Source organism: Arthrobacter sp. FW306-1B-G06A (genome assembly GCF_058781765.1).
The window spans coordinates 66,214-90,760 of record NZ_JBYSXB010000020.1 but is presented as its reverse complement, the minus strand read 5'-3'; the positions used below and the strand labels follow the sequence as shown (position 1 = coordinate 90,760).

Sequence of the window (24,547 nt, the reverse complement as noted above, 5' to 3'; positions counted from 1 at the left end):
GCGCCCACGGCATGGTCACCAAATCCAACCTGATCCTGGGCATGGGCGAAACCCGCGAAGAGATCTCCGAAGCCCTGACCGACCTGCACGCCGCGGGCTGCGACCTGATCACCATCACCCAGTACCTGCGCCCCTCCGAACGGCACCTGCCCGTGGACCGCTGGGTCAAACCCCAGGAATTCGTCGACCTCGCCACCGAAGCCGAGGAAATCGGCTTCCTCGGCGTCATGTCCGGCCCCCTGGTCCGCTCCTCCTACCGCGCCGGTCGCCTCTGGGCCACCGCGATGCGCAAAAAAGGCCGCGAAATCCCCACGCACCTGGCACACATCGCCGAAGGCATCCAGGACTCCGGCACCACCCGCCAGGAAGCCCGCACCCTCCTCGCACACCACGCATAGCACGTCGGCTAAAGCACGGTCAAAGGACCGGACCCCGGACAAATCCGGCGTCCGGTCCTTTGGCATAAATCACGTAGAATTAAGGCACTATGGCGAAATCCCCTGATTCCAGCAACTCGACAACATCGGCTGCCGACGCTCCCAAGCGCGGCTTGTTTTCCCGCAAGCCCAAGGAAGCCAAGGCCAAGAAGCCGAGCCAGCTGAAGCAGATCGGCGAGGTCTTCAAGATGACCCGCCGCAATGACCCCATCGTCGTGTGGCTCATGCTGTTGGCGTTCCTTGGCGTCGTTGCTGTCAGCCTCGTCGTCGGGTTCTTCCTGAACAACTGGGTCACCGGCCTGATCATCGGCATCCCCTTGGGCCTGCTGGCAGCTGTCTTCATCCTCTCGCGGCGCGCGGAACGTGCGGCCTTCGCGCAGATCGAGAACCAGCCCGGAGCTTCCGGTGCGGCTTTGGGAACCCTGCGCCGCGGCTGGATCACGGAAGACCAGCCGGTCGCCGTCAACCCGCGTACGCAGGACGCCGTCTTCCGCGCCATCGGCCGGCCCGGCGTCGTGCTGGTCAGCGAGGGACCGTCGCATCGCGTCAAGCCGCTGGTTGACGCCGAGCGCAAGAAGCTCGCCCGTATCCTGCCGAACGTCACCATTCACGTGATCGAAAGCGGTCGTGGCGAAGGCCAAGTGCCCATCAGCCAGATCGCAAAGACCATGAACAAATACAAGAACGAACTCACCAAGGTTGAGGTCGGCGCTGTCAGCAAGCGAATCTCTTCGCTGGGCAACCGCCTGCCGATCCCGAAGGGCATCGACCCATACAAGGCACGCCCTGACCGCAAGGCCGCACGCGGACGCTAACCACGACAAAAGCCGCCCGTTCCTGGAATCTCCAGGAACGGGCGGCTTTTTTGCCTGCGCAAAAAGTTACATCCGAATGAGGATCGTGTTCATGGCCCTGTCGTGGAGGCCACGCTGGTCAGGATCGAAAACAACCGCGGGAATCACCAGGCACAAGAGGATCGTCCTGACCAAAGCGGCCAAGGGTCCTGCCTGCGCTCCTCCGAGCCGTACCACGTGGATGCCCGCAACCCGGTGTCCGATGCTGTAGCCCAGTGTGCCGATGAGAAGGACCTGTTCCACCGCAAAGACAGCGAGTGTCGCCCATTGGTTGCCGCCGAAGGCAAAGTTGCTGATCACCAGGGCAATGACCCAGTCGATGCAGATTGCCAGGATGCGACGGCCGGCCCGGGCCATGGAGCCTGGACCGGATTCAGGGAGGCCGAGCCGCGCTCCCGGGTACTTGGAAATTCCGGACGTGTCCGGCCCTGTGAGCCATGAACCAATATCTTTACGATCAACCACACTTCAAGCTTACGGCTTCACCATCGCACGCCCGACGGCGGGAGGTGGCGCCGGCGGGCTGTTGGCTGTCTTCACAAGGAAACAGACACACAGGCGAAAGACATAGACTGGCACTGCAGTAGACCAGTAGCGTTTACACGGCAGGCAGTTCTGTAACCTGCTCGAAACAATACTGACACTCCGGGGAAATCCCATTTCCCTATGGTTGGAGAAGTTGCTAGCCGCCGCATCAGGGATACTTTTTTGTTTCCCTGCTTTCGGTTTGCGCTGGACCAGACGGCCCGAGGGGCCTGTTACCTGTTATGCGTTAGGAGCATAGATGTTCAAGACTGCGGACGAAGTCCTCAAGTTCATCAAAGACGAAGATGTTAAGTTCGTCGATATCCGCTTCACCGATCTTCCGGGCGTCCAGCAGCACTTCAATGTGCCGGCCAAGAGCGTTGACGCTGACTTCTTTGTCAACGGCCAGCTCTTTGACGGATCTTCCATCCGCGGTTTCCAGGGCATCGCCGAGTCCGACATGCAGCTCATCCCGGACGTCACCACGGCCTTCATCGACGCCTTCCGCATCGAGAAGACCCTGGCATTGAACTTCTCCATCGTGAACCCGCGCACCGGCGACCCGTACCACCGCGACCCGCGCGGCGTTGCCGAAAAGGCAGAAGCCTACTTGGCCTCCACCGGCATTGCGGACACGGCATTCTTTGCTCCCGAAGCTGAGTTCTACGTCTTCGACAACGTCCAGTTCGAATCCTCCCCGCAGGGTTCCTTCTACAAGGTCGACTCGATTGAAGCACCTTGGAACACGAGCCGCGAAGAAGAAGGCGGAAACCTCGGTTACAAGACCCCCTTCAAGGGCGGCTACTTCCCGGTTTCCCCGGTTGACCACCAGGCTGACCTCCGCGACGCCATGTGCATTGCCTTGGACGAAGCAGGCCTCGAAGTCGAGCGCTCGCACCACGAAGTCGGCGCTGCCGGCCAGGCCGAGATCAACTACAAGTTCACCACGCTGGTCCACGCAGCCGATGACCTGCAGAAGTTCAAGTACGTCATCAAGAACACCGCGTGGGAGTACGGCAAGTCCGTAACCTTCATGCCGAAGCCGATTTTCGGTGACAACGGCTCTGGTATGCACTGCCACCAGTCGCTCTGGAGCAACGGCGACCCGCTGTTCTACGACGAGAAGGGCTACGCCGGCCTGTCCGACACTGCACGCTGGTACATCGGCGGCCTGCTGAAGCACTCCTCTGCCGTGCTCGCCTTCACCAACCCGACGGTCAACTCCTACCGCCGCCTGGTCAAGGGCTTCGAAGCTCCGGTCAACATGGTCTACTCGCAGGGCAACCGCTCCGCCGGCATCCGCATCCCGATCACGGGCTCCAACCCGAAGGCCAAGCGCATCGAGTTCCGCGCTCCGGACGCCGCGTCCAACCCGTACTTGGCGTTCTCCGCCCAGCTCATGGCCGGCATCGACGGTATCCGCAACCGCATCGAGCCCCCGGCTCCGATCGACAAGGACCTGTACGAACTGCCTGCAGAGGAAGCCAAGGACATCCCCAAGGCTCCGGGCTCCCTTGAGGAAGCACTCGAGGCCCTGCGCGAGGACAACGAGTTCCTGCAGGCCGGCGGTGTCTTCACCCAGGACCTGATCGACACGTGGATTGAGTACAAGTACGAGAACGAGATCCGTCCGCTGTCGCTGCGCCCGAACCCGTACGAGTTCGAGCTCTACTACGGCGTCTAGTAACACCGCACGAGGCAAATGAGGGGCCGCAGTTCATTTTTGTGAACTGCGGCCCTTTCCCTTTAACGCCGTCGGACTCGTGCCCACAAAAAAGAACGGCTGTGCCCGCAAAGACACAGCCGTTCTTTTGGTAAAGACCCCGGATCGCAGGGGCCGGACCCCCAATTTTTCCTACACCCGCCGGCGCCCGCTAATCAACCGGAAGAGGAAGACGATGATCGCCAAGACGATCAATATCGGGGCGATCCAGAGAAGGAATCCCAGGGCCTTTACGGTGCCGCCAATGATAAAGAAAAGGATCGCGATGACCGCGACGATTCCGAGGATGACATTCATGATGTAGCTCCAGTTTCAGTCGTAAACATTCTGATGATTGCCTTTATCGCTGTGCAAACCTCAGCAACCTTACTATAAGCATGCTTATTACTCTAATCCTTCCCGGGACGCCCGCTCACATAAAGGGACACGTCCACCTTGAGGTCATGTCTGCAGGAGCGTCCGGCCAAACACCCACATAGGTGAGCGAGCGTCCGGCCAAACACCCACATAAGTGAGCGAGCGTCTGTGTCCGCGGCGCGCCGCAGAGCCAAAACCATGGGGCAATCCGGCGTGCCTACCGGAACCGGCATTCACGCCCGGTTCTGCCATTCCAACGCCCCTGTCGCGGGCGCGGACGCCGTGGTACGTTCAGCCTGATCAGGATGCTTGAGAGAGAGTCCTCATCCCTTCCGGCTCCTGACGCACCTACTCAAAGCGGAGGCATACGATGACAACCTTGATGATCTTCCACGAGGTCGATGACGTTGAGCACTGGCTTAGCTCGCCGAAACGGGAAGAACTCTTCGGACCCCTGGGCTTCACAGTTCGAACGTTCGTGGACCCGGAAAAAACCAACCGGGTTGGTTTGATCGTCGACGTCCCGGACATGGAGACGTTCCAGCGAACGCTGGAGTCCGAAGCTGCCGCCGAGGCGATGAAATTCGACGGCGTGCGCCCGGAAACAATCGTGACGCTGGTCGAGTCCTAGGTACCGCCTAGTCGCCGAAACCCCGGTACATGGTCCATTGCGGACCGGCGGAACCACCCAAATACCTGCCGGTCTCGACAAAACCCGCGTTTGCGTAGGCAGCCTTGGCGGCCGGATTGTGTTCGTTGACGGAAAGCACGACGCCGGCCTGCCCGCCACCCAGCCTTGCTGTCAGCTTCTGCGCTTCCCGGGCAGCGGCCACAGCAGACAGGGAGCCCAGGCCTCTCCCCTGGCACTTCTGGTCGATCAGGAACCCGCGCAAGAGCCAGGCGGAATCGTCGTCGTGCCATCCTGCCAGGGTTGCGGCACCAGCCTGCAAGGTAAATACTCCGATGGCGGCGCCTGCCGCTTCGATCACGTACGGCAGGCGGCTTTCGTCTTCCAACCCCATGAGCATCATCTTGAACGGGTCTCCGACGAAGTCTTCCTGCCCCGCGGCCAATTCCATGACGGCGACGTCGCCGAGCGTGATGGCGCGGGCATCGTCGTCGAGATCCTTCAGGGGAATGAGCCACACGGTTTCCAGCATCCTTCGAGCTTAGCCGCCTCCGTACTTCGCGGGACGGCCCGGCCTGGAGCTCACTGGCCGTAGAAGTCCTTTTCGAACACCGCCCGGGTCCGCCGGCTCAAGCGAAGATAGTCTTCTTCGAACACCGCAGCCTGCCCGGGAGGGTAACCGCACCACCTGGCAACGGCCTCCAGGTCCCTTCGGGAAGCAGGGAGGAGATCCGAGGCACGCCCGGTGCAGATCACATTCGCCGAGCGGATGCGGCTCGCGAGCCGCCAGGCTTCGCGAAGCAACAAGATGTCGCCCTTGTCGATCAGGCCCAACGACTCGATCGCGTCGAGGGCCTGCAGGGTTGACGTGGTCCGCAGTTGTGGATGCTTCCCGGCGTGTTGGAGCTGCAACAGCTGCACCAGCCACTCGACGTCGCTCAGTCCGCCCCGGCCGAGCTTGACGTGCCTGGCTGGATCGGCGCCTCTCGGGAGCCGTTCCGACTCAACCCGTGCCTTGACGCGCCGGATCTCGCGCACATCCGTCTCGGCGAGCGATTCGGGGTACCGGATCGGGTTGATGAGCCAAAGGAATTCCGCGGCCAATTCGTCGTTGCCGGCCATGGGTTGTGCCCGCAACAGCGCCTGGGCTTCCCAGATGAGGGACCATCGCCGGTAATACTCCGCGTATGACTCGAGGGAACGGACCATGGCCCCGTTCTTCCCCTCGGGACGAAGATCGGCGTCGACGGTGAGGACCCGCTCCGCCAGGATGGCCGGTTTGAGGGGTTGGGTCAACAAGGTGGAAATGTGTCCCACAATGGCAAGGGCTTGTTGCTGGGCTTCGGATTCACCCGCCCCGGGGAGGGCACGGTGGACGTACATGACGTCGGCGTCCGAGCCGTAGCCGATCTCGCGTCCGCCTTGCCTGCCCATGGCGACCACCAACACGTGCGTCGTGAGGGGCCCCTCGGAAGCCACGATGGACTCGGCGACATGCAAGGCGCCCAGAACCGCAGCCCGGTCGGCATCGGCCAACGCCGTGCCCACTGCGTCCTGTTCCAGGAGGCCGGAACTGTCCGCGATGGCGATCCGGAGGATTTCCCGGCGCCTGATGAGCCGGATAAGCCGCATCGCGTTTTCCGGATCGGCGTGGCGCGACATCTTGGACTGGATTTCCTGCCACTGCGCCTCGAAGCTCAGCGGCATGAGTTCCTTGTCGGAACCAAGCCACGCAACGGACTCCGGGGAAACCTCCAGGAGATCCGCGATGAGCCGTGAGTTGGAGAGCACGTGGCAAAGCCGCTCGGCCGCCGCTTGCGAGTCCCGGAGCATCCCGAGATACCAATGGGTGGTACCGAGTGCTTCGCTGACACGGCGGAAGGCAAGCAGTCCGGCGTCGGGATCCACACCTTCGGCGAGCCAGCCGAGAAGGATAGGGAGCAACTGCCGCTGCAATGCGGCGCGCCGGCTGACCCCGGCCGTGAGGGCCTCGATGTGGCGCATGGCGCCTTGCGGGTCGCGGTAACCGAGTGCCGCAAGCCGCCCTTGGGCGGCTTCCGGAGTGAGCCGGGCGTCTTCGGTGCTCAACTTCGCGGCCGTGTTGAGCAGCGGCCGGTAGAAGATGCGGTCATGCAGTTCACGAACGGACCGTTTGGTCTTCTGCCAGGTTTCAACCAGCGCGTCCGGATGCGGCCTGCCTGTGGAAAAGGGCCCCAGGACGGCCTTGGCGAGGAACCGCAAAGACTCCTGGCTTGTGGGCATGAGGTGGGTACGGCGCATCTGGAACAACTGGATGCGGTGCTCAAGTACCCGCAGATAGCGGTAGGCCGCGTCGAAGGCAGCGGCGTCCACCCGGCCGATGTAGCCGCCCGCGGACAACGCGGATATTGCCGACGTCGTATCCCGGCAACGGAGCGTTTCATCGGACTTTCCGTGGACAAGTTGGAGGAGCTGGACCGTGAACTCGACATCGCGCAGCCCGCCGGGACCGAGTTTGATCTGGCGCTGCTCTTCGGCTGGGGCGATGTTGTTCGTCACCCTGCGGCGCATCGCCTGCACCGATTCCACGAACCCTTCCCGGCCGGCGGAAGCCCACACGAGCGGCTGGACAGCCTGCTCGTAACGCGAGCCCAGGTCCCTGTCTCCTGCGATGGTCCGGGCCTTGAGGAGCGCCTGGAACTCCCAGCTTTCAGCCCATTTCGCGTAGTAGCTCAAGTGCGAGGGCAACGTCCTGACGAGGGGACCGGATTTCCCCTCGGGCCGCAGGTTCGCGTCGACCTCCCACAGACCCGGTTCGGTCCCCGTGGATGAAATGGCACGGGATATCCCGGCGGCCAAGGCCGTGCCGATGGTCGCGGCCTCGGCGTCCTCCAGGTCCGGTGCCTCGATCACGTAGATGACGTCGACGTCGGAGATGTAGTTGAGCTCCCGGGCACCGCACTTGCCCATGCCGATGACGGCCAGCCCGACGCCGGCAATATCGGCGGGATCGAAAGTCGCCGCGGCTTCGGCCCTGGCAACGGCGAGGGCCGCCTCTATCGCGGCACCGGCGAGGTCGGCCAGTTCGGCACCGACGGCGGGCATGAAGTCCTGCGGACTGGCGGCGCAGAGGTCCTTGATGGCTAGTTCGGTGAGCCCGCGACGGTAAGCCGTCCGGAGAGCCGTGTAGGCGCTGGCTCCGGTCATCGCGGCAACGGGCCGGGGAGAGTTGGGGTCTGCCTTGACCGATCGGAGCAGCTTCGTCCGGAGCTCACTGGCATCGGCGGACAAGGGCTCCGGGCTGACGCGGACATCGAAGACGTCCAGGTGTTCCGGATGCCTGATCAGGAACTCCCCCAAGGCTTCGGATGCCCCCAGCAAGCGGTAAAGCGGCTCGCTCCGATCCGGGTGCTCCCCGGCGAGCTGCCTGAGCGAGGGATGCTTCTCAATCAGACGGACCAGCGACTGCAACGCGGTGTCCGGGTTGGCGCTCAGGTGCAGACCGGCGAAGATCGTGTCTTGGTCGATGCCGTCGAGTTCACGCGCGGCAAGGAACCGCTCACCCTTTTCAAGGTCGCTGAAACCGGCCGAGATGAGCCGGCGGGCCAGGCTCACACTCACAGCCTAGAGAATGCCGAGATTGCGCTTGAGCTCATAAGGCGTGACCTGGAGCCGGTAGTCCTGCCATTCCGCACGCTTGTTGCGCAGGAAGTGGTCAAAGACCTGTTCGCCGAGGATGTCCGCTACGAGTTCCGAATCCTCCATGGCGCGGATGGCGTCGTGGAGGCTGGCCGGAAGCGGAGTGTGACCCATCGCCTTGCGCTCGGCCGAAGTCAGCGACCAAACGTCGTCTTCCGCGGCGGCAGGAAGGTCGTAGCCTTCCTCGATGCCCTTGAGCCCGGCACCGAGCAACACTGCGTAGGCGAGATACGGGTTGGTGGCAGAGTCAATGCCGCGGTATTCGATCCGTGCGGACTGGCCCTTGCCCGGTTTGTAGAGCGGCACGCGAACCAGGGCCGAACGGTTGTTGTGCCCCCAGCTCAGGTAGCTCGGCGCTTCGCCGCCGCCCCAGAGACGCTTGTACGAATTGACGAACTGGTTGGTGACGGCGGTGAATTCCGGCGCGTGGCGGAGGATACCGGCAATGAATTGGCGTGCGGTCTTGGACAACTGGAATTCGGCGCCGGCTTCGTAAAAGGCGTTGGTGTCACCCTCGAACAGCGAGAAGTGGGTGTGCATGCCTGACCCCGGGTGGTCGGTGAACGGCTTGGGCATGAAGGTGGCGTAGGTGCCCTGCTGCAGGGCCACTTCCTTGATGACCGTGCGGAAGGTCATGATGTTGTCCGCCGTCTGGAGGGCGTCCGCGTAGCGGAGATCGATCTCGTTCTGGCCGGGTCCGCCCTCATGGTGGCTGAACTCCACGGAAATGCCCACGGATTCAAGCATGGTGACGGCCGTACGACGGAAGTCCTGTGCCACGCCGCCGGGCACGTGGTCGAAGTAGCCGCCCTCGTCAACGGGAACAGGAACGCCGTTGGCATCGAGGTCCTGGGACTTGAGGAGGTAGAACTCGATCTCGGGATGCGTGTAGCACGTGAAGCCCATGTCCGCGGCTTTGGCGAGGGTGCGCTTGAGCACGTTCCGGGGGTCTGCGGCCGACGGCTCGCCGTCGGGGGTCAGGATGTCGCAGAACATCCTGGAGGTCTGCTCGGTTTCACCACGCCACGGGAGGATCTGGAACGTGGAGGGGTCTGGCTGGGCAAGCATGTCGGATTCGAACACCCTGGCGAGGCCCTCGATGGCCGAACCGTCGAAACCCAGGCCTTCTTCGAAGGCGCCTTCCACTTCTGCCGGCGCAAGTGCCACCGATTTCAGGGAACCGACGACGTCGGTAAACCACAAGCGTACGAAGCGCACATCACGCTCTTCGATAGTTCGCAGAACGAACTCTTGCTGGCGGTCCATGGGGCCTCATTTCCGGGTCAACGTCCATGCCGCGGATTCGGGATTCGAAGCCGACGACAACTCAGCATTCACTCTACTAAGCATTGGCCCGGATTGGCTGCACCCCCGGTTCGCGTAACACAGCGTTTACAAATGTGAGGCTCCCCATGCGCCGGTGGCTAGGACGGCCGGTACCGCATACGCTCTATCCATGGCCCCAAGCAACAGTTCCGATTCCAGCATGCCCGCCGAAATTCCCGCGCCTTACGGAACGGGACCTGCCGCGGCAGGTTCCGGGGCTTCAGCGGATGCTTCAACGCCGAAGCCCGCCGCGAGGATCCGCACCCATCATCTGCAGCAGGCCAAGGCCAAGGGTGAGCGCTTTGCGATGTTGACCGCCTATGAGCAATACACGGCGGAAATTTTCGACCAGGCCGGCATCGAGGTCCTGCTGATCGGCGATTCGGCGTCCAACAACGTCTTCGGGAACGAAACCAGCCTCCCCGTGACCGTCGACGAGCTCCTCCCCTTGTGCCGCGCGGTGGCCCGGTCCGCCAAGCGTGCCTTGGTAGTGGCCGATCTTCCCTTTGGCAGCTACGAAGTGTCGCCGGAGCAGGCAGTGGCAACAGGCGTCCGCTTCCTGAAGGAAGGTTTGGCCCACGCCGTCAAGATCGAAGGCGGCGCGTTCTATGCGGGAACTGTGCGGGCCATGGTCCAGGCAGGCATTCCCGTCATGGCGCACATCGGCTTCACGCCCCAGAGCGAACACTCGCTGGGCGGCTACCGCGTCCAGGGCCGGGGCGACGACGCCGCGCGCCTCGTCGAAGACGCCGTTGCCCTCGCAAACGCCGGAGCGTTCTGTGTGCTCATGGAGATGGTTCCCGCGGAAACGGCTGCCGCCGTCGACGCAGCCATTGACGTACCGACTATCGGAATCGGCGCAGGCAACGCGACCACTGGACAGGTTCTGGTGTGGCAGGACATGGCCGGACTGCGCGGCGGCAAGATGGCCAAGTTCGTCAAGCAATACGCGGATCTTCGCACCACCCTGGGCGCCGCGGCGAAGGCCTACGCCGACGACGTCAGGTCCGGCCAGTTCCCCGGCCCGGAACACTCCTTCTAGGAGGAAGCAGCTTCAGTCCTCCTCGTCCTTGTCCCAGGCTTCGTTGCGGGCCTTGACCTTTTCGAGGGCGTGCTCCGCTTCTTCGCGGGTCTTGTAGGGACCGATCAGCTGGGACCAGTCGGACATCGCGTCCTCTTCGATTTGGTGTGTCTGAACGTTGTACCAGAACTCCGCCACGGTTTCTCCTTTTCGAATCCCGCCGCAAGCCCGGCGGGGCCGGTGCCTTCGCACGGGCCGATATTTAGCTTCTTAGTTACTTGCGTCTCGTGCGTCCCTTATATGATCAATCTATGCCTTCTCCCGCTCTGACCGCACCCATCGGCACGCTGACCCGTGGGACCGTCAGCCCACAGCTGCCTGTTCCGGCGTCCATCCCGCGCCCGGAGTATGTCGGCAAGCCGGGACCCGCGAAGTTCACCGGTTCAGAGGTCAAGTCTGCGGAAACCATCGAGAAGATCCGCATCGCCAGCAAAATCGCGGCCCAGGCGATCGTCGAGGTGGGCAAGCACATCGAGCCCGGCGTCACAACCGACCAGTTGGACCGGATCGGCCACGAGTTCATACTGGACCACCAGGCCTACCCGTCGACGCTTGGCTACCGCGGCTTCCCCAAGTCCCTGTGCTCCTCGCTCAACGAGGTCATCTGCCACGGCATCCCGGACAGCACCGTCGTCCGGGACGGCGACATCCTGAACATCGACATCACCGCCTACATCAACGGCGTCCACGGCGACACGAACTACACCTTCCTGGTGGGCGAGGTCGACGACGAGTCCCGGCTCCTGGTGGAACGCACCCAGGAGTCGCTCAACCGGGCCATCAAGGCCGTAGCGCCCGGCCGCGAAATCAACGTGATCGGCCGTGCCATCCAGTCGTACGCGAAACGCTTCGGCTACGGCGTGGTCCGTGACTTCACGGGCCACGGCGTCGGCGAGGCGTTCCACACCGGCCTGATCATCCCCCACTACGACGCCGCGCCGGCCTACAACACCATCATCGAAGCCGGAATGGTCTTCACGATTGAACCCATGCTCACCCTTGGAACGATCGAGTGGGACATGTGGCCCGATGAATGGACCGTCGTCACCCGGGACCACAAGCGGACCGCACAATTTGAACACACCCTGTTGGTCACCGAGACCGGCGCCGAAATCCTGACTCTTCCCTAAGCTCTCCGGAAGGTCACCTGCAGCCGTTCGCGCTGCGACATGCCCACCCCTCCTGCCATGAACGGAAACGCATTGACCAAGAAGGATGAGAAGATCCACAAGAACGGCCCGCTGATCGGCATCGACGTCGGTGGCACCGGCATCAAGGGCGGCATCGTCGATCTCAAGAAAGGCAAGCTGCTCGGGGACCGCCTCCGCATACCGACGCCGCAACCCGCCACTCCCGAAGCCGTCGCCGAGGTGATCGCACAGATCGTCGAAGAGTTGTCGGCCCGTGAGGATGCTCCGGCCAAGGGTTCGCCCGTGGGAGTCACTTTCCCCGGAATCATCCAGCACGGCGTGGTCCGCTCTGCCGCCAACGTGGACAAGTCCTGGCTCAACACGGACATTGATTCGCTCCTCACCAAGCGCCTGGACCGTCCCGTCGAGGTCATCAACGACGCCGACGCAGCCGGTCTCGCTGAAGCCCGCTACGGCGCAGGCGAAGGCGTCGACGGCACAGTTCTGGTGATCACCCTCGGAACGGGCATCGGCTCGGCCTTCATCTTCAACGGGCACCTGGTGCCCAACGCCGAGCTCGGCCACCTCGAAGTGGACGGCCACGACGCCGAGACGAAGGCATCCGCCGTCGCGCGTGAACGCGACGGCTTGAGCTGGGAAGAGTACAGCGTGCTGCTGCAGCGCTATCTCTCCCACGTCGAGTTCCTGTTCTCCCCCGAGCTCTTCATCATCGGTGGCGGTATCTCGAAGCGTTCGGACGAGTACTTCCCGCACTTGGATCTGCGGACACGCATCGTCACGGCGGAACTGAAGAACGACGCCGGAATCGTGGGGGCCGCGCTGGACGTCGCCCTCCACCACAAGCTCGCCAAGTAGACGTGGTGCCGGTGGCGGCTGCGGCTTCCCCTCCGCTGCCGCCACCGGAGCTAGATGGGGCTCTTCTCGGAGCTCTTGCCCTTGGCGCCCTTCGCCGCATTATCCGCGGCTGCGGTTTCGGCCTCGTGGCGGAGCAGCGAAATGGCCGACTCGAAGTCCTCAAGCGATTCGAAGGCCTGGTAAACGCTGGCAAATCGCAAGTAGGCGACTTCGTCCAGCTTCTGGAGTGGTCCAAGGATGGCCAGGCCGACCTCGTGGGCATCGATCTCCGCCGCACCGGAAGAGCGGATGTTTTCTTCGACTTCCTGGGCCAGCATCGCAAGGTCGTCCTCGGTCACGGGACGGCCTTGGCAGGCCTTGCGAACGCCGTTGATGATCTTGATCCGGCTGAAGGGTTCCCCCACGCCTGAGCGTTTGATGACGGAAAGGCTGGTGGTCTCCACGGTGGTGAAACGGCGTCCGCACTCGGGGCACTGGCGCCGACGGCGGATGGCCGAGCCGTCGTCGGCCATTCGACTGTCCACAACACGTGAGTCGGGGTTTCGGCAGAACGGACAATACACGCTGGGCCTCCCCTGCTCGGTTCCCGGCCACCTGTCCCCGCGGCGGGATCGGCCGGGAACGCAAAAGGTGCCGGAAGTTTGACTTCCGGCACCAGTTTACGGCTATATAAGGCCTAATGACAAGACTGTAATTACTATATGTAGTGGTTGTGACCCATACATGTAGTGGTTTAGGCCCCCGCGAAACGAATCTTGACGGCGTCGCCGTGGCCGGGCAGGTCTTCGGCATCGGAGAGGCTCACGATGTGTTTGCTGACTTGCTCCAAGGCAGCCTTGTCGTAGTTGATCACCTGTACGGCCCTGAGGAATGTTGTCACGTTCAGTCCGGAAGAGAAGGCTGCGGTGCCGCTCGTGGGCAAAACGTGGTTGGATCCTGCACAGTAGTCTCCGAGGCTGACCGGGCTGTAGTCCCCCACGAAAATCGCGCCCGCGTTGCGGATCCTTGCGGCGACCGCTGCTGCGTCCGCCGTCATGATTTCCAGGTGCTCTGCCGCGTAGGCATCGCAGACCGCGATGCCCTGCTCGATATCGTCCACCAGCACCACGCCCGACTGGGGTCCCGACAATGCGGTGGTGACCCGCTCGCCATGCTTCGTGGTTCCTGCCTGCACCGTGAGTTCCCGCTGCACAGCGGTGGCGAGTTCCTCGGAGTCGGTGATCAGGACAGACGCCGCCTTGGGGTCGTGCTCTGCCTGGCTGATGAGGTCAGCGGCCACGAGCGCCGGACGGGCCGAAGCATCAGCCAAAATGGCGATCTCGGTGGTGCCGGCCTCGGAGTCGATCCCCACGACGCCTTTCACAAGACGCTTCGCGGTGGCCACGAAAATGTTTCCCGGACCGGTCACAACGTCCACCGGTTCGATCGCCTGATCATCGGCAGCCCCGGGGATGCCGTAGGCAAAGGAAACAATCGCCTGGGCGCCTCCAATGGCATAGACCTCGTCGATGCCGAGCAAAGCGGCAGCTGCCAGGATGGTGGGGTGGGGCAGGCCTCCGAAGTCCTTCTGGGGCGGGGAAGCCAAGGCGATCGAGGCAACCCCGGCGGCCAGCGCCGGAACAACGTTCATGATGACGGAGGACGGGTAGACGGCCAGGCCGCCGGGAACATACAAACCCACGCGGCCCACGGGTACCCAGTTCTGGCTGACGACGGCGCCGTCCCCCAGTTCAACGTCGACGTTCGCAGGCCGTTGGCCATCCGCAAAACGCCGGGCACGGCGGATGGATTCCTCCAGGGCTGCGCGCACTGAAGGATCCAGGTTTTCAAGGGCTTCGGCAAGGGCGGCAGCCGGCACTCGCGGATGGGACTGTTCCACGCCGTCGAACGCCAATGCGAACTCCCCAAGCGCTTCGAAGCCGCGGGAACGGACGGCCGCAATGATGTCCAGGACTTTTTGCTCGGCGTCCGCCATGGTCTGATGTTTCGCCCGGGGCACCACGGCGCGCAGTTCCGCCAAGGTCAGGGACCGTCCGCGCAAGTCAATGCGGTGGAAGTCCAGGGACTGGGCGGCGGTTTCGGCAGGATTCTCCGGGAAATTGGTCACCAGATCATTTTACGGGGCAAGCGGCGGTCCCTCCGGCTGCTTTCCCATCAAGCTGAAAAGCGTCAGGAGGAATGTCACAAGGGCCGTCGCCCCTGGCCACAGCAAGAGGGCCGTCACCGACCGTAATGAGAAGCCGTCACTTCCACTCGAGGCGGAGCCCCACCATTGCGCGGCCAGCAGACCCACCTGCCAGGCCACCAAGGCCCCTACGGCACCACCGAGAACGGCCAGGAACGTGCGGAGGCCGTGCCCCGGCCTCCGGACCTTGCTGTCGAGCAGGACCGCGGTGAAGCAGCCGGAAAGCAGCAGAAGCCCGGCAAGGACCAAATCCCTCGGGAGCCGCCCCGCCGAAGCCGTCGGATCGGCGAGGGCAGGATTTCCCGAGATCACGTTGAGGCCACCCGGAGCCAACAGCCACCAAGCGAGGCCCAGCCCAACGCCCGAGGCGGCGGGCACCGCGAGCCAAAGCCACCATGTGCGGTCCCGCGTGTCCGTTCCGGTGTCCGGGTCAGTATCCCCCGCGGGGCCGGAGACGAGAAGGTTCGATGTTGGCTTGGTCATGACACAAACATTAACAAACGTTTCTGGACGCCCAACAAGCAAGCGTGCCGGCGAGCAGCGGAATACGCTGAATCCACCAGCGTTAATACCAATAGCTCACGCAGGAGATCGGCAAAGTGGCTTCGGACAATCCAGCTTTTGAAGCAACATTCAAGCAAATGTTCCGCCGGCATGCCGCCGGCGTGGCCATCATCACTGCCGACCTCAACGGCAAGCCTTTCGGGTTCACTGCGACCTCCGTGGCTTCGCTGTCGGCCGAGCCGCCCCGCTTCACGTTCAACATGTCCCGCAGTTCCAGTTCCTGGCCGGCGGTGGCGAATTCGACGTATATCGGCTTGCACATGCTCGGCCTCGAGAACCAGGCCCTCGCGGACCGCTTCGCCCGCACCCAGGAAAGGTTTGAAGGCGATCATTGGGAGCCAGGGCCCTTCGATGTCCCCATCCTCAAGAACGTGGCCGGCTGGCTGATCGGCAAGATCCAGATGCGCCTGTCCTTCGAAAACAACGCGATCGTGGTGGTGGAGGTTGTCGACGGGCTGGTCGGCGAGGACGACACTCCCCTGCTGTACCACTCGGGCTCCTACGGCCAGCCGGTTCCGCTCGACTATGAAATTTAGTCAGGGCAGGAAAATCCGGTGAGGGCAGGAAATCCAGCGTTACCGGCCGGCTGGCTCAGGTAGCCGACCGGTCACGTGTCCAGGCAGGTCGGGCCAAGAAGTACCTTGAGGTCACCGAAAAGTGACGGGGTGGGATTCACGCGCAGGTGCACGGGCAAGCCCATGACCTCGACCTTGGAGTCGCCCTGCAAGTGGAGCCTGACCTCGGAGTTTCCCCGGTGGGTGGTCAAAACATCGCGAAGATCGGTGACGACGGCTTCGGTTGCCTTGTAGGTGGGCATCGTGATGACGAGAGGACCGTTGGTGCTCTCGCTCAGGTCCGGAACCGAGAGCTCCATGCAGTTCAAGGTGACCGCACCGTCGTCGCGCCGCTGCAAGCGGCCCTTGACCACCACGATCAGGTCCTCCGCGAGGACCGAAGCGATGGGCCCGTACACCTGGCCGAAGAACATGACCTCGATGGAAGCACCGAGGTCTTCGATCTCCGCCCGCGCGTAGGCGTTGCCGCTTGCTTTGGCGATCCTGCGGCTGAGTGAAGTGATCATACCCGCAATGGTGACGATGGCGCCGTCGTGCGGTCCGTCTTCTCCGAGAATAGACGTGATCGATTGCTCTGCATGCTGGCTCAGCACGCCCTCAAGCCCCTGCAGGGGGTGGTCCGAAACATAGAGTCCCAGCATGTCCCGCTCGAAGGCGAGCTTGTCCTTCTTCTCCCATTCCGGTAGGTCCGGGATCTCCGTGCTCAGGGAGGCCTGCGGCTCCTGGTCCTCGAATCCGGCAAAGAGATCGAACTGGCCGATCGCCTCATTGCGCTTGAGCGTGATGACGGAGTCGATCGCTTCTTCGTGCACCATGGCCAAAGCACGCCGGTGATGGCCGAGGGAGTCGAACGCGCCGGCCTTGATGAGGGACTCGATGGTGCGCTTGTTGCAGACCACCGCCGGGACCTTCATGAGGAAGTCCTTGAAGGAGGTGTAGGCGCCCTCGCTCGCACGGGCCGCCACCATGGCTTCCACCACGTTGACGCCGACGTTGCGGATGGCCCCCATTCCGAAGCGGATGTCGGTTCCCACAGGAGTGAAGTTGAGGCTTGACTCGTTGACGTCCGGCGGTAGGACCGTGATGCCCATGCGCCGGCACTCATTGAGGTAGATCGCCGATTTGTCCTTGTCGTCGCCCACGGACGTGAGCAGGGCAGCCATGTATTCGGGGGCGTAGTGGGCCTTCAGGTACGCAGTCCAGTAGGAGATGACACCGTACGCTGCGGAGTGCGCCTTGTTGAAGGCGTAGTCGGAGAACGGGAGCAGGATGTCCCACAGGGTCTTGACGGCCTCCATGGAGTAGCCGTTGTCCTGCATGCCTTGGGAAAAGCCGGCGAACTGCTTGTCCAGCTCGGATTTCTTCTTCTTGCCCATGGCACGGCGCAGGATATCGGCTTGACCCAGTGAGTAGCCGGCCAGCTTCTGGGCCACGGCCATGACCTGCTCCTGGTACACGATCAGGCCGTAGGTTCCGCCGAGGATTTCCGAGAGCGGTTCCTCGAGCTCCGGATGGATCGGGATGACTTCCTGGATCTTGTTCTTGCGCAGGGCGTAGTCGGTGTGCGCGTTGGCACCCATGGGACCTGGCCGGTACAGCGCCAACACGGCGGAGATGTCTTCGAAGTTGTCAGGCTTCATGAGCTTGAGCAGCGACCGCATGGGTCCGCCGTCGAGCTGGAAGACCCCCAAAGTGTCGCCGCGCGCCAGCAACTCGTACGACGCCGGGTCGTCCAACGCCAGGTGCTCAAGATCGAGGTCGACGCCCCGGTTCATCTTGATGTTTTCCAGCGCGTCGGAAATGATCGTCAGGTTCCTCAAGCCGAGGAAGTCCATCTTGATCAGGCCAAGGCCTTCGGACGTCGGGTAATCGAACTGCGTGATGACTTGGCCGTCCTGGATGCGGCGCATGACAGGAATGACGTCGATGATGGGGTCCGAGGACATGATGACACCGGCGGCATGCACGCCCCACTGCCGCTTCAGCCCCTCAATGCCCAGCGCGGTCTCGAAGACCTTGGCAGCCTCCGGGTCGGTGCTGATCAGCTGGCGGAAGTCGCCGGCCTCGCCATAGCGCTTGGCCTCCGGGTTCTGGATGTCCGCCAGCGGGATGTCCTTGGCCATCACGGCCGGTGGCAGGGCCTTGGTGAGCTGTTCACCCATGCTGAACGGGTAGCCAAGCACGCGGGAGGAGTCCTTGAGCGCCTGCTTGGTCTTGATGGTTCCGTAGGTGACAATCATGGCAACGCGCTCGTCGCCGTACTTCCGGGTGACGTAGTCGATCACCTCGGAACGGCGACGATCATCGAAGTCGACGTCGAAGTCGGGCATGGATACGCGGTCCGGGTTGAGGAAGCGCTCGAAAATCAGGCCGTGTTCCAGCGGGTCGAGGTCGGTGATGCGCATGGCGTACGCCACCATGGAGCCCGCACCCGAACCACGGCCCGGGCCCACCCTGATTCCGTTGTTCTTTGCCCAGTTGATGAAGTCGGCCACCACGAGGAAGTAGCCCGGGAAGCCCATGGAGGTGATGACGTCAAGCTCATAGTCGGCTTGCTTGCGCACCTTGTCCGGGACGCCGTCCGGGTAGCGGTAATCGAGTCCCGTGGCCACTTCCTTGACGAGCCAGGACGTCTCGTCCTCGCCGGGAGGGCAGGGGAACCGCGGCATGTAGTTCGCGCCCGTGTTGAAGGACACTTCGCAGCGCTCGGCGATCAACAAGGTGTTGTCGCAGGCCTCGGGATGGTCGCGGAACAGCTCGCGCATCTCCTGCGGCGACTTCAAGTAGTAGCCGCTGCCGGAGAAAGCGAACCGGGAGCCGCCGTTGTCATAGGTGGGCTCAAGCAGAGTGGAGCCCGACTGGATCGCCAAAAGCGCCTCGTGGGCCTTCGCATCATGCTCGTGCGTGTAGTGGAGGTCGTTGGTGGCCACGAGCGGAAGCTTCAGTTCCTTGGCCAGGCGCAGCAGATCGCCGGTGACCCGCCGCTCGATGTCCAGGCCATGGTCCATCAGTTCGCAGAAGTAGTTTTCCGCACCGAAGATGTCGCGGAACTCGGATGCCGCAGCCAGCGCCTCCCGGTATTGTCCCAGCCGGAGGCGGGTCTGGACTTCACCGGAAGGGCAACCGGTGGTGGCGATCAGGCCTTCGGAATAGGTGTTCAGCAACTCCCGGTCCAAGCGTGGCCATTTGCCGAACACCGAGTCGAGCGAAGCAATCGAGGATGCCCGGAACAGATTCCGCATGCCCGCGTTGTTGTAGCTCAACAACGTCATGTGGGTGTAGGAACCACCACCGGACACGTCGTCTTCCCGCTGGCTCTCGTCGCCCCAACGGACGCGCTCCTTGTCGCCGCGCGCCGTGCCCGGCGTGACATAGGCCTCGACGCCGATGATCGGCTTGATGCCTTTGTCGGTGGCCTTCTTCCAGAAATCGAAGGCACCGAACAAGTACCCGTGGTCCGTGGTGGCCAGTGCCGGCATGCCCAACCGCTCGGTCTCGTCAAACAACTCAGTGAGACGGGCCGCACCATCCAGCATGGAGTATTCGGTGTGGGTGTGCAGATGGACGAACGAGTCATTGCTGGAAGTCACCACGACAGTCTACCGGCAGGGACCCCGCGGTTGGAGTGGCGCGCTGGAAGCGTGGATCGCGCTACGCGTTGCCGCTTTCCAGAAGCTCGAGCGCGTATTGCAGGTCCGCCGGATACTGGCTGGTGACTTCCACCCACTCGCCGGTCCGGGGGTGGTTGAAGCCAAGCCGCCGCGCGTGCAGCCACTGCCGGGTCAGTCCCAGGTTGGCAGCCAAACGGGGGTCCGCCCCATAGGTCAGGTCGCCGGCGCAGGGGTGCCGGAGGGCCGAGAAGTGAACCCGGATCTGGTGTGTCCTGCCTGTCTCAAGATGAATTTCCACGAGGGTCGCCTTGCCATAGGCCTCGAGGACTTCGTAGTGCGTCACTGAGGGACGGCCATCCTCGATCACCGCGAATCGCCAATCATGCCCGGGGTGGCGCCCGATGGGCGCGTCTATGGTGCCTTCCAGGGGATCCGGCAGGCCCTGGACCACTGCGTGGTACACCTTGTCCACCGTGCGTTCCTTGAAGGCCCGCTTGAGCACCGTGTAAGCGTGTTCGCTCTTGGCCACGACCATGACTCCCGACGTTCCGACGTCGAGGCGGTGGACGATGCCGGCACGTTCAGGCGCGCCTGACGTCGAGATCCGGTATCCCGCACCGGCGAGGCCACCCACCACGGTAGGACCAACCCAACCCGGAGACGGGTGCGCCGCCACGCCGACCGGTTTGTCGATGACGACAAAATCGTCATCGTCCAACAGGATATTCAGGCCTTCCACGACTTCCTCCACGACTTCCAAGGGATCCCTGCGTTCGGGAACGGTGACTTCCAACACGGACCCGGCAATGAGTTTCGCCGACTTGCCCACTGTGTTCGCGGAGACTGTGACATTGCCCTCGGCGATCAACAAGGCGGCCGCGGAGCGGGAGATATCCATCATCTTCGCCAAGCCCGCGTCGGCCCTTGCCCCGCCCAATTCTTCGGGCACCACGAACTGCTCAGACATCGCCCGGAGCCTGTTCTTCCGGCGTGCCGGATTTTGCCGGCGCGGAATCGGCGGAATGATGGCGGGAGCCGTCGAGTCCGATCCCCCGTATGGTCAGCAGGCAGATGATCACGACGCCGGAAACCACCGCGGAGTCGGCGATGTTGAAGATTGCGAAGTTGGGCAACTGGATGAAGTCCACCACGTGGCCCATGGCGAAGGAAGGCTCGCGGAAAAGCCGGTCCGTAAGGTTCCCGAGCGCGCCGCCCAGCAGCAGGCCGAGCGCCAGTGACCACCAGACCGACCCCAATCGACGCACTTGGAACAGAATCACCACCGAAACGGCGGCCATGACGATCGTGAAGACCCACGTGACGTTTTCACCGATGGAGAACGCAGCGCCCGAGTTTCGGATGTAGTACCAATGCAGGAGCGGAGGAAGCACAGGGATCCGCTCGCCTTCGACCATGGTGCTGGTGACCCAGAGCTTGGTCAGTTGATCGAAGGCGTACGCGAATACGGCGAAGCCGGCAAAGACCCAAAGCAGTGCCGGACGCCACGTGTGGGCTTTGGTGCGGACCGGCTCCGTGGTGCCGTTCGTTTGTTCTGTGCCGTCAGTTTGTTCGTCGCTCATAGTACTTTCATTCGGTAACCGTGGCTTCTGGCGCCTTAACAGGCGAAAGCCGGTGGCCGAGGAATCCCCAGCCACCGGCTTTCAGAATACTTGCTAGACCTCTGCGGCGGCTTCGCCGACCTCAGGAGCGGCAACCGAGCCGCGGGCATCCAGGTCACGCAGCTGGCCTTCGATGTAGGCCTTCAGGCGGGAGCGGTAGTCGCGCTCGAAGCCGCGGAGCTGCTCCACCTTGCGTTCGAGAACGCTGCGCTGCTGCTCGAGGGCACCGAGGATCTTGCGGGACTTATCCTGCGCGTCGTTGACGAGGCTGGAGGCTTCGATCTGTGCCTCGGCAATGATCTTTTCCTTCTGCTGCTCGCCATCGGCCACGTGCTTGTCGTGCATCTGCTGGGCCATGGCCAGCAGGCCGGCTGCGGACTCGGCGGAAGGAGAGCCTGCGGAAGGTGCGGCCGGGGCCGGAGCGGCGGCAACGGCCGGCTCCTTCTTCTTCTCGGCCTCGGCGGCCTTCGCTTCGGCTTCCGCCTTGGCCTGTGCGTCCTTGTCGGCCTTCACCGGAGCGGGCACCTTCTCGACCACGGGTGCCGATGCCGCGCTGGCAGGGACCGGGTTTCCGCCTTCGGCGAGCTTCTTGCGGAGCTCGTCGTTCTCCTGGTTCAAGCGCCTCAGCTCGACGACGATTTCGTCGAGAAAGTCGTCGACCTCGTCCTGGTCGTAGCCTTCGCGGAACTTGGTCGGCTGAAAGCGCTTGTTGACAACGTCTTCTGGCGTCAAAGCCATCTGGTCACCTCGTTGGTCTAGTTAGTCAGTAGGCCTTCCGGCCGTTCAAAACTACGGTACCTAAATATCATCTGATTCCCCCAATTCAACACCATCGTGTTGGGTCGGAGGTTTGCAGCCCACTAGCCGAAGAAAACAGATTGACGGCACATGGACTGCGGAAGAGCTACGCCAGCGAGTAGACGAATCCCATCGCGATGCTGACGACAATAAACACGATCAGAAATGCCAGGTCAAGGGACACCCCACCAAGCTGCAGCGGTGGAATGAGCCGGCGGATCCGTTTCAAGGGCGGATCAGTCACGGAATAGACCACGTGCGCGGCCACCAAGGCGCCACCGCGGGGGCGCCACTGGCGCGCAAACATCTGCACCAGATCGAAAACGAGCCTGATGATGAGGGTGACCAGGAACAGCAGCAATGCAATGTACAAAAGGCCGAAAACTATGCCCACGGGTTAGCTCAGATCTCCTAGTTCGCCATTTTTCCGGTCAGTCCCTCTATTGCAACACAGATGCCAGGCAGATCGCTCTGCCTGGCATCCGGGTTGACCGCGCTAGCTCTGGTTGAAGAACGTTGCTTGCGCTTCGCTGACCTTCTTGTCGTCGCCGAGAACTTCGACGTACGACGGCGACAGCAGGAAAACCTTGCTGGTGACGCGCTCAATGCTGCCGTGGAGTCCGAAGACCAAACCGGCGGAAAAATCGACGAGGCGCTTGGCATCTGCCTCGCCCATGTCCGTGACGTTCATGATCACCGGGATGCCATCCCGGAAACTCTCGCCGATGATCTTGGCGTCATTGTAGGAGCGGGGATGGACAGTGGTGATCTGCCTCAGACCGGAGGCGTCTTCGCGGCTGGACGCCGCACGCTTGATAGGTGTCACGGGTGCGCGGTATTCCTCTTCGGCGACAGGGGGGACTTCACGAACTACTTCACGTACAGGTGCTGGGGCGCGGCGCTCTTCACGATTGTGGTCGACCGACCGGTCCTCGTCCGTGTGCTGCACGTGCTGCTCAGACTCGTAGTGTTCATCGCCATCGGCGAGCCCAAGATAAACCATTGTCTTGCGCAGTGCGCCAGCCATGCTGGACTCCTATCGTGTCTGCAGTGGGCGGGCCGCCCATGACTTGACATCGCTGAAATCCCGGCCCGTCGCTTCCAATACTTTGACGCTACCCCACGCGCGGGCGCGAACCGAGAATATCCGAGCCAATTCGCAGGTGTGTCGCACCGAATTGAACGGCAGCTTCGAGGTCCTGGCTCATCCCGGCGGATACCCCCACGGCGTCCGGATGAAGTCCCCGAAGATCCCGTGAAATGTTGGCGAGTTTCTCGAACGCTTCCTCCGGGGGCGCACCGAGCGGCGCGACCGCCATCACGCCGGCCAGGCGCAGTCCGGCGGCGGTTGCGATGGATTCCGCGAGGCGCTCGACGTCGGACGGAGCGGCACCGCCGCGGTGGGCGCCGCCGTCGTCCTCAAGACTGACCTGGATGTAGCAGTCGAGGTCCGGCCTGCCGGACTCGGACTGTTGCCGCGCAACGGCCTTTGCAAGTGCCTCGGCGAGTTGCGGACGGTCGATCGATTGCACGGAGAACGCGTACTTCACGACGGACTTGGCCTTGTTGCTTTGCAGTTGGCCAATGAAGTGCCAACGCACCGGGAGTCCGGCGAGCTCGGCGGACTTCGCGGCCGCCTCTTGGTCCCGGTTTTCGCCGACATCCGTCACGCCAAGTGCCGCTAGCCGCGCTACGTCCGCTGCGGGATGGAACTTGCTGACGACTATCAGTTGCGGCTCTTCGCTTCGCCCGGCGGCCGCGGTTGCCGCCGAAATCCTTTGGCGGACCGCGGAGAGCCGTTCGCGCAGCTCGGCCGTACGCCGATCGCCCGCGGCGCTTTCCGCCGTGGGGAAATCCTCACTCATGCGTCCACACCAAACCTGCAAACCGCCCTGTTTTCTGATTGCGCCGGTACGAGAAGAGCCGGGCGGTCTCCCGCGTGCACTCCCCCGAGTACTCGACCGTGACGTCGAGTGCCTGCAGCTGGGCACGCACACCGGCAGGCAGGTCCAGTGCGGCCGTGCCCCACGAGGTTGTGGACCAGGTTTCCGGAACCGCGGCAGCCACGTCCGTCCGCAGCTGTTCCGGAACTTCGTAGCATTCACCGCAGATGGAAGGGCCCACCCAGGCGCTGATGGCCGCCGCGCCGCGGTTTCGCATCTCCACCACAGTGGCCGAAACGATATCGGCGGCAACCCCGGGCCGGCCGGCATGGACCACCGCAAGGACGGGATTGACGTCATCCGGCACTTTGCCCAAGAGCACAACGGGGACACAATCGGCCACCATGACCGCGAGGGGTTGCCCCCTTGACACCATGGCGTCCACCGTTGGTCCGTCCCCGGGCACGGAGATGAATTCGACGGCTTTTCCGTGGACCTGGTTCATGTATTGGAAACGGCGTCCGCCGAGCCCCGCTGCTGCTTCCAGCCGGGCCCGGCGCACCATGACGTCGTCAGGATTGTCCGCTACGTGCAGTGCAAGGTTGCCCGCATCGTCATCGGAGAAGGCAACCGAAATTCCGGGCCGCACTTCTTTTCGCCACCAAAACACTACTGGCTAACTCTCCTGGGTGGGTTT

At 63.0% G+C, this 24,547-nt stretch carries 24 protein-coding genes and 1 pseudogene; 8 read left to right on the top strand and 17 right to left on the bottom strand.

Annotated features, from left to right (window positions below; genetic code table 11):
• A pseudogene (locus tag AC3WJM_RS12320) lies at positions 1 to 398 on the top strand (lipoyl synthase); the annotation flags it as partial.
• Positions 399 to 487: 89 nt separating this feature from the next.
• Positions 488 to 1,252 carry a DUF4191 domain-containing protein gene (locus tag AC3WJM_RS12315; protein WP_059389126.1) on the top strand — a complete coding sequence of 255 codons (765 nt, stop codon included), beginning with the start codon at positions 488 to 490 and terminating at the stop codon, positions 1,250 to 1,252.
• 66 nt (positions 1,253 to 1,318) lie between these two features.
• On the opposite strand, the gene AC3WJM_RS12310 is transcribed toward AC3WJM_RS12315, so the two are convergent.
• Positions 1,319 to 1,756 carry an RDD family protein gene (locus AC3WJM_RS12310; RefSeq protein WP_059389127.1) on the bottom strand — a complete coding sequence of 146 codons (438 nt, stop codon included), beginning with the start codon at positions 1,754 to 1,756 and terminating at the stop codon, positions 1,319 to 1,321.
• A 319-nt stretch (positions 1,757 to 2,075) separates the two neighbouring features.
• Between AC3WJM_RS12310 and glnA the strand changes: the two genes are divergently transcribed.
• A complete protein-coding gene (gene glnA, locus AC3WJM_RS12305) occupies positions 2,076 to 3,500 on the top strand; it encodes a type I glutamate--ammonia ligase (RefSeq protein ID WP_059389128.1) in 1,425 nt (474 codons plus the stop codon).
• Positions 3,501 to 3,671: 171 nt separating this feature from the next.
• Here the strand turns inward: glnA and AC3WJM_RS12300 are convergent, their stop codons facing one another.
• On the bottom strand, positions 3,672 to 3,836 hold the full coding sequence (locus tag AC3WJM_RS12300) for a DUF2207 domain-containing protein (protein ID WP_148667595.1): 165 nt from the start codon (positions 3,834 to 3,836) through the stop codon (positions 3,672 to 3,674).
• 430 nt (positions 3,837 to 4,266) lie between these two features.
• Here AC3WJM_RS12300 and AC3WJM_RS12295 point away from each other — a divergent pair, with 430 nt between their 5' ends.
• On the top strand, positions 4,267 to 4,527 hold the full coding sequence (locus tag AC3WJM_RS12295; protein WP_059389129.1) for a hypothetical protein: 261 nt from the start codon (positions 4,267 to 4,269) through the stop codon (positions 4,525 to 4,527).
• Positions 4,528 to 4,534: 7 nt separating this feature from the next.
• Here AC3WJM_RS12295 and AC3WJM_RS12290 read toward each other — a convergent pair whose 3' ends face one another.
• From AC3WJM_RS12290 to AC3WJM_RS12280, 3 genes are read right to left on the bottom strand one after another with little or no spacing between them, the layout of a single operon-like run.
• The gene (locus AC3WJM_RS12290) at positions 4,535 to 5,056 is read right to left on the bottom strand and encodes a GNAT family N-acetyltransferase (protein WP_492271977.1); all 522 of its coding nucleotides are present in this window, start codon (positions 5,054 to 5,056) and stop codon (positions 4,535 to 4,537) included.
• A gap of 50 nt (positions 5,057 to 5,106) precedes the next feature.
• Positions 5,107 to 8,118, bottom strand: a complete 3,012-nt coding sequence (locus AC3WJM_RS12285; RefSeq protein WP_492271976.1) for a bifunctional [glutamine synthetase] adenylyltransferase/[glutamine synthetase]-adenylyl-L-tyrosine phosphorylase — start codon at positions 8,116 to 8,118, stop codon at positions 5,107 to 5,109.
• 9 nt (positions 8,119 to 8,127) lie between these two features.
• A complete protein-coding gene (locus tag AC3WJM_RS12280) occupies positions 8,128 to 9,468 on the bottom strand; it encodes a glutamine synthetase family protein (protein ID WP_284751784.1) in 1,341 nt (446 codons plus the stop codon).
• A gap of 190 nt (positions 9,469 to 9,658) precedes the next feature.
• On the opposite strand from AC3WJM_RS12280, the gene panB reads away from it, so the two are divergent.
• Positions 9,659 to 10,570, top strand: a complete 912-nt coding sequence (gene panB, locus AC3WJM_RS12275) for a 3-methyl-2-oxobutanoate hydroxymethyltransferase (protein ID WP_284991571.1) — start codon at positions 9,659 to 9,661, stop codon at positions 10,568 to 10,570.
• Positions 10,571 to 10,582: 12 nt separating this feature from the next.
• Here panB and AC3WJM_RS12270 read toward each other — a convergent pair whose 3' ends face one another.
• Positions 10,583 to 10,747 (bottom strand): SPOR domain-containing protein, encoded by a 165-nt coding sequence (locus AC3WJM_RS12270; RefSeq protein ID WP_113990679.1) that lies wholly within the window; start codon positions 10,745 to 10,747, stop codon positions 10,583 to 10,585.
• A gap of 113 nt (positions 10,748 to 10,860) precedes the next feature.
• On the opposite strand from AC3WJM_RS12270, the gene map reads away from it, so the two are divergent.
• Both map and ppgK read left to right on the top strand, forming a co-directional pair.
• The gene (gene map / locus AC3WJM_RS12265) at positions 10,861 to 11,739 is read left to right on the top strand and encodes a type I methionyl aminopeptidase (protein ID WP_059389133.1); all 879 of its coding nucleotides are present in this window, start codon (positions 10,861 to 10,863) and stop codon (positions 11,737 to 11,739) included.
• Positions 11,740 to 11,811: 72 nt separating this feature from the next.
• Positions 11,812 to 12,615: a polyphosphate--glucose phosphotransferase gene (gene ppgK / locus AC3WJM_RS12260; RefSeq protein WP_492260561.1), complete on the top strand. Its 804-nt coding sequence runs from the start codon at positions 11,812 to 11,814 to the stop codon at positions 12,613 to 12,615.
• Positions 12,616 to 12,665: 50 nt separating this feature from the next.
• Here ppgK and nrdR read toward each other — a convergent pair whose 3' ends face one another.
• The 3 genes from nrdR to AC3WJM_RS12245 all read right to left on the bottom strand — a co-directional run bounded on the left by nrdR (position 12,666) and on the right by AC3WJM_RS12245 (position 15,283).
• Positions 12,666 to 13,178, bottom strand: a complete 513-nt coding sequence (nrdR, locus tag AC3WJM_RS12255; RefSeq protein ID WP_084784530.1) for a transcriptional regulator NrdR — start codon at positions 13,176 to 13,178, stop codon at positions 12,666 to 12,668.
• 170 nt (positions 13,179 to 13,348) lie between these two features.
• Entirely contained in the window at positions 13,349 to 14,722 is a 1,374-nt protein-coding gene (gene hisD / locus AC3WJM_RS12250) for a histidinol dehydrogenase (RefSeq protein WP_492271975.1), read from the bottom strand.
• Positions 14,723 to 14,731: 9 nt separating this feature from the next.
• Positions 14,732 to 15,283: a hypothetical protein gene (locus AC3WJM_RS12245; protein ID WP_059389136.1), complete on the bottom strand. Its 552-nt coding sequence runs from the start codon at positions 15,281 to 15,283 to the stop codon at positions 14,732 to 14,734.
• Between the two features lie 158 nt (positions 15,284 to 15,441).
• On the opposite strand from AC3WJM_RS12245, the gene AC3WJM_RS12240 reads away from it, so the two are divergent.
• Positions 15,442 to 15,900, top strand: a complete 459-nt coding sequence (locus AC3WJM_RS12240) for a flavin reductase family protein (protein WP_113990687.1) — start codon at positions 15,442 to 15,444, stop codon at positions 15,898 to 15,900.
• 71 nt (positions 15,901 to 15,971) lie between these two features.
• On the opposite strand, the gene dnaE is transcribed toward AC3WJM_RS12240, so the two are convergent.
• The 8 genes from dnaE to AC3WJM_RS12200 form a co-directional block, all read right to left on the bottom strand.
• Positions 15,972 to 19,529: a DNA polymerase III subunit alpha gene (dnaE, locus tag AC3WJM_RS12235; protein ID WP_492271974.1), complete on the bottom strand. Its 3,558-nt coding sequence runs from the start codon at positions 19,527 to 19,529 to the stop codon at positions 15,972 to 15,974.
• Between the two features lie 61 nt (positions 19,530 to 19,590).
• Positions 19,591 to 20,517, bottom strand: a complete 927-nt coding sequence (locus AC3WJM_RS12230) for an RluA family pseudouridine synthase (RefSeq protein ID WP_307055747.1) — start codon at positions 20,515 to 20,517, stop codon at positions 19,591 to 19,593.
• A complete protein-coding gene (gene lspA / locus AC3WJM_RS12225; protein ID WP_059389140.1) occupies positions 20,510 to 21,130 on the bottom strand; it encodes a signal peptidase II in 621 nt (206 codons plus the stop codon). The genes AC3WJM_RS12230 and lspA overlap by 8 nt, the downstream gene beginning before the upstream one ends.
• Before the next feature lie 93 nt (positions 21,131 to 21,223).
• Positions 21,224 to 21,907 carry a DivIVA domain-containing protein gene (locus tag AC3WJM_RS12220; RefSeq protein ID WP_284991574.1) on the bottom strand — a complete coding sequence of 228 codons (684 nt, stop codon included), beginning with the start codon at positions 21,905 to 21,907 and terminating at the stop codon, positions 21,224 to 21,226.
• Positions 21,908 to 22,073: 166 nt separating this feature from the next.
• On the bottom strand, positions 22,074 to 22,361 hold the full coding sequence (locus tag AC3WJM_RS12215) for a YggT family protein (RefSeq protein ID WP_284991575.1): 288 nt from the start codon (positions 22,359 to 22,361) through the stop codon (positions 22,074 to 22,076).
• A gap of 102 nt (positions 22,362 to 22,463) precedes the next feature.
• Positions 22,464 to 22,994, bottom strand: a complete 531-nt coding sequence (locus AC3WJM_RS12210) for a cell division protein SepF (RefSeq protein WP_059389142.1) — start codon at positions 22,992 to 22,994, stop codon at positions 22,464 to 22,466.
• A gap of 88 nt (positions 22,995 to 23,082) precedes the next feature.
• Positions 23,083 to 23,832 carry a YggS family pyridoxal phosphate-dependent enzyme gene (locus AC3WJM_RS12205; protein ID WP_284991576.1) on the bottom strand — a complete coding sequence of 250 codons (750 nt, stop codon included), beginning with the start codon at positions 23,830 to 23,832 and terminating at the stop codon, positions 23,083 to 23,085.
• Entirely contained in the window at positions 23,825 to 24,520 is a 696-nt protein-coding gene (locus AC3WJM_RS12200; RefSeq protein WP_492271973.1) for a purine nucleoside phosphorylase YfiH/LACC1 family protein, read from the bottom strand. The genes AC3WJM_RS12205 and AC3WJM_RS12200 overlap by 8 nt, the downstream gene beginning before the upstream one ends.
• Positions 24,521 to 24,547: the final 27 nt, after the last annotated feature.

What these genes read in the sequence shown, in the direction of transcription:
- AC3WJM_RS12315 (WP_059389126.1), top strand. Translation starts at nt 488, where the DNA reads ATGGCGAAATCCCCTGATTCCAGCAACTCGACAACATCGGCTGCCGAC.
- glnA (WP_059389128.1), top strand. Translation starts at nt 2,076, where the DNA reads ATGTTCAAGACTGCGGACGAAGTCCTCAAGTTCATCAAAGACGAAGAT.
- AC3WJM_RS12300 (WP_148667595.1), bottom strand. Translation starts at nt 3,836, where the DNA reads ATGAATGTCATCCTCGGAATCGTCGCGGTCATCGCGATCCTTTTCTTT.
- AC3WJM_RS12295 (WP_059389129.1), top strand. Translation starts at nt 4,267, where the DNA reads ATGACAACCTTGATGATCTTCCACGAGGTCGATGACGTTGAGCACTGG.
- AC3WJM_RS12290 (WP_492271977.1), bottom strand. Translation starts at nt 5,056, where the DNA reads ATGCTGGAAACCGTGTGGCTCATTCCCCTGAAGGATCTCGACGACGAT.
- AC3WJM_RS12280 (WP_284751784.1), bottom strand. Translation starts at nt 9,468, where the DNA reads ATGGACCGCCAGCAAGAGTTCGTTCTGCGAACTATCGAAGAGCGTGAT.
- panB (WP_284991571.1), top strand. Translation starts at nt 9,659, where the DNA reads ATGGCCCCAAGCAACAGTTCCGATTCCAGCATGCCCGCCGAAATTCCC.
- map (WP_059389133.1), top strand. Translation starts at nt 10,861, where the DNA reads ATGCCTTCTCCCGCTCTGACCGCACCCATCGGCACGCTGACCCGTGGG.
- AC3WJM_RS12245 (WP_059389136.1), bottom strand. Translation starts at nt 15,283, where the DNA reads ATGACCAAGCCAACATCGAACCTTCTCGTCTCCGGCCCCGCGGGGGAT.
- AC3WJM_RS12240 (WP_113990687.1), top strand. Translation starts at nt 15,442, where the DNA reads ATGTTCCGCCGGCATGCCGCCGGCGTGGCCATCATCACTGCCGACCTC.
- AC3WJM_RS12230 (WP_307055747.1), bottom strand. Translation starts at nt 20,517, where the DNA reads ATGTCTGAGCAGTTCGTGGTGCCCGAAGAATTGGGCGGGGCAAGGGCC.
- lspA (WP_059389140.1), bottom strand. Translation starts at nt 21,130, where the DNA reads ATGAGCGACGAACAAACTGACGGCACAGAACAAACGAACGGCACCACG.
- AC3WJM_RS12220 (WP_284991574.1), bottom strand. Translation starts at nt 21,907, where the DNA reads ATGGCTTTGACGCCAGAAGACGTTGTCAACAAGCGCTTTCAGCCGACC.
- AC3WJM_RS12210 (WP_059389142.1), bottom strand. Translation starts at nt 22,994, where the DNA reads ATGGCTGGCGCACTGCGCAAGACAATGGTTTATCTTGGGCTCGCCGAT.
- AC3WJM_RS12205 (WP_284991576.1), bottom strand. Translation starts at nt 23,832, where the DNA reads ATGAGTGAGGATTTCCCCACGGCGGAAAGCGCCGCGGGCGATCGGCGT.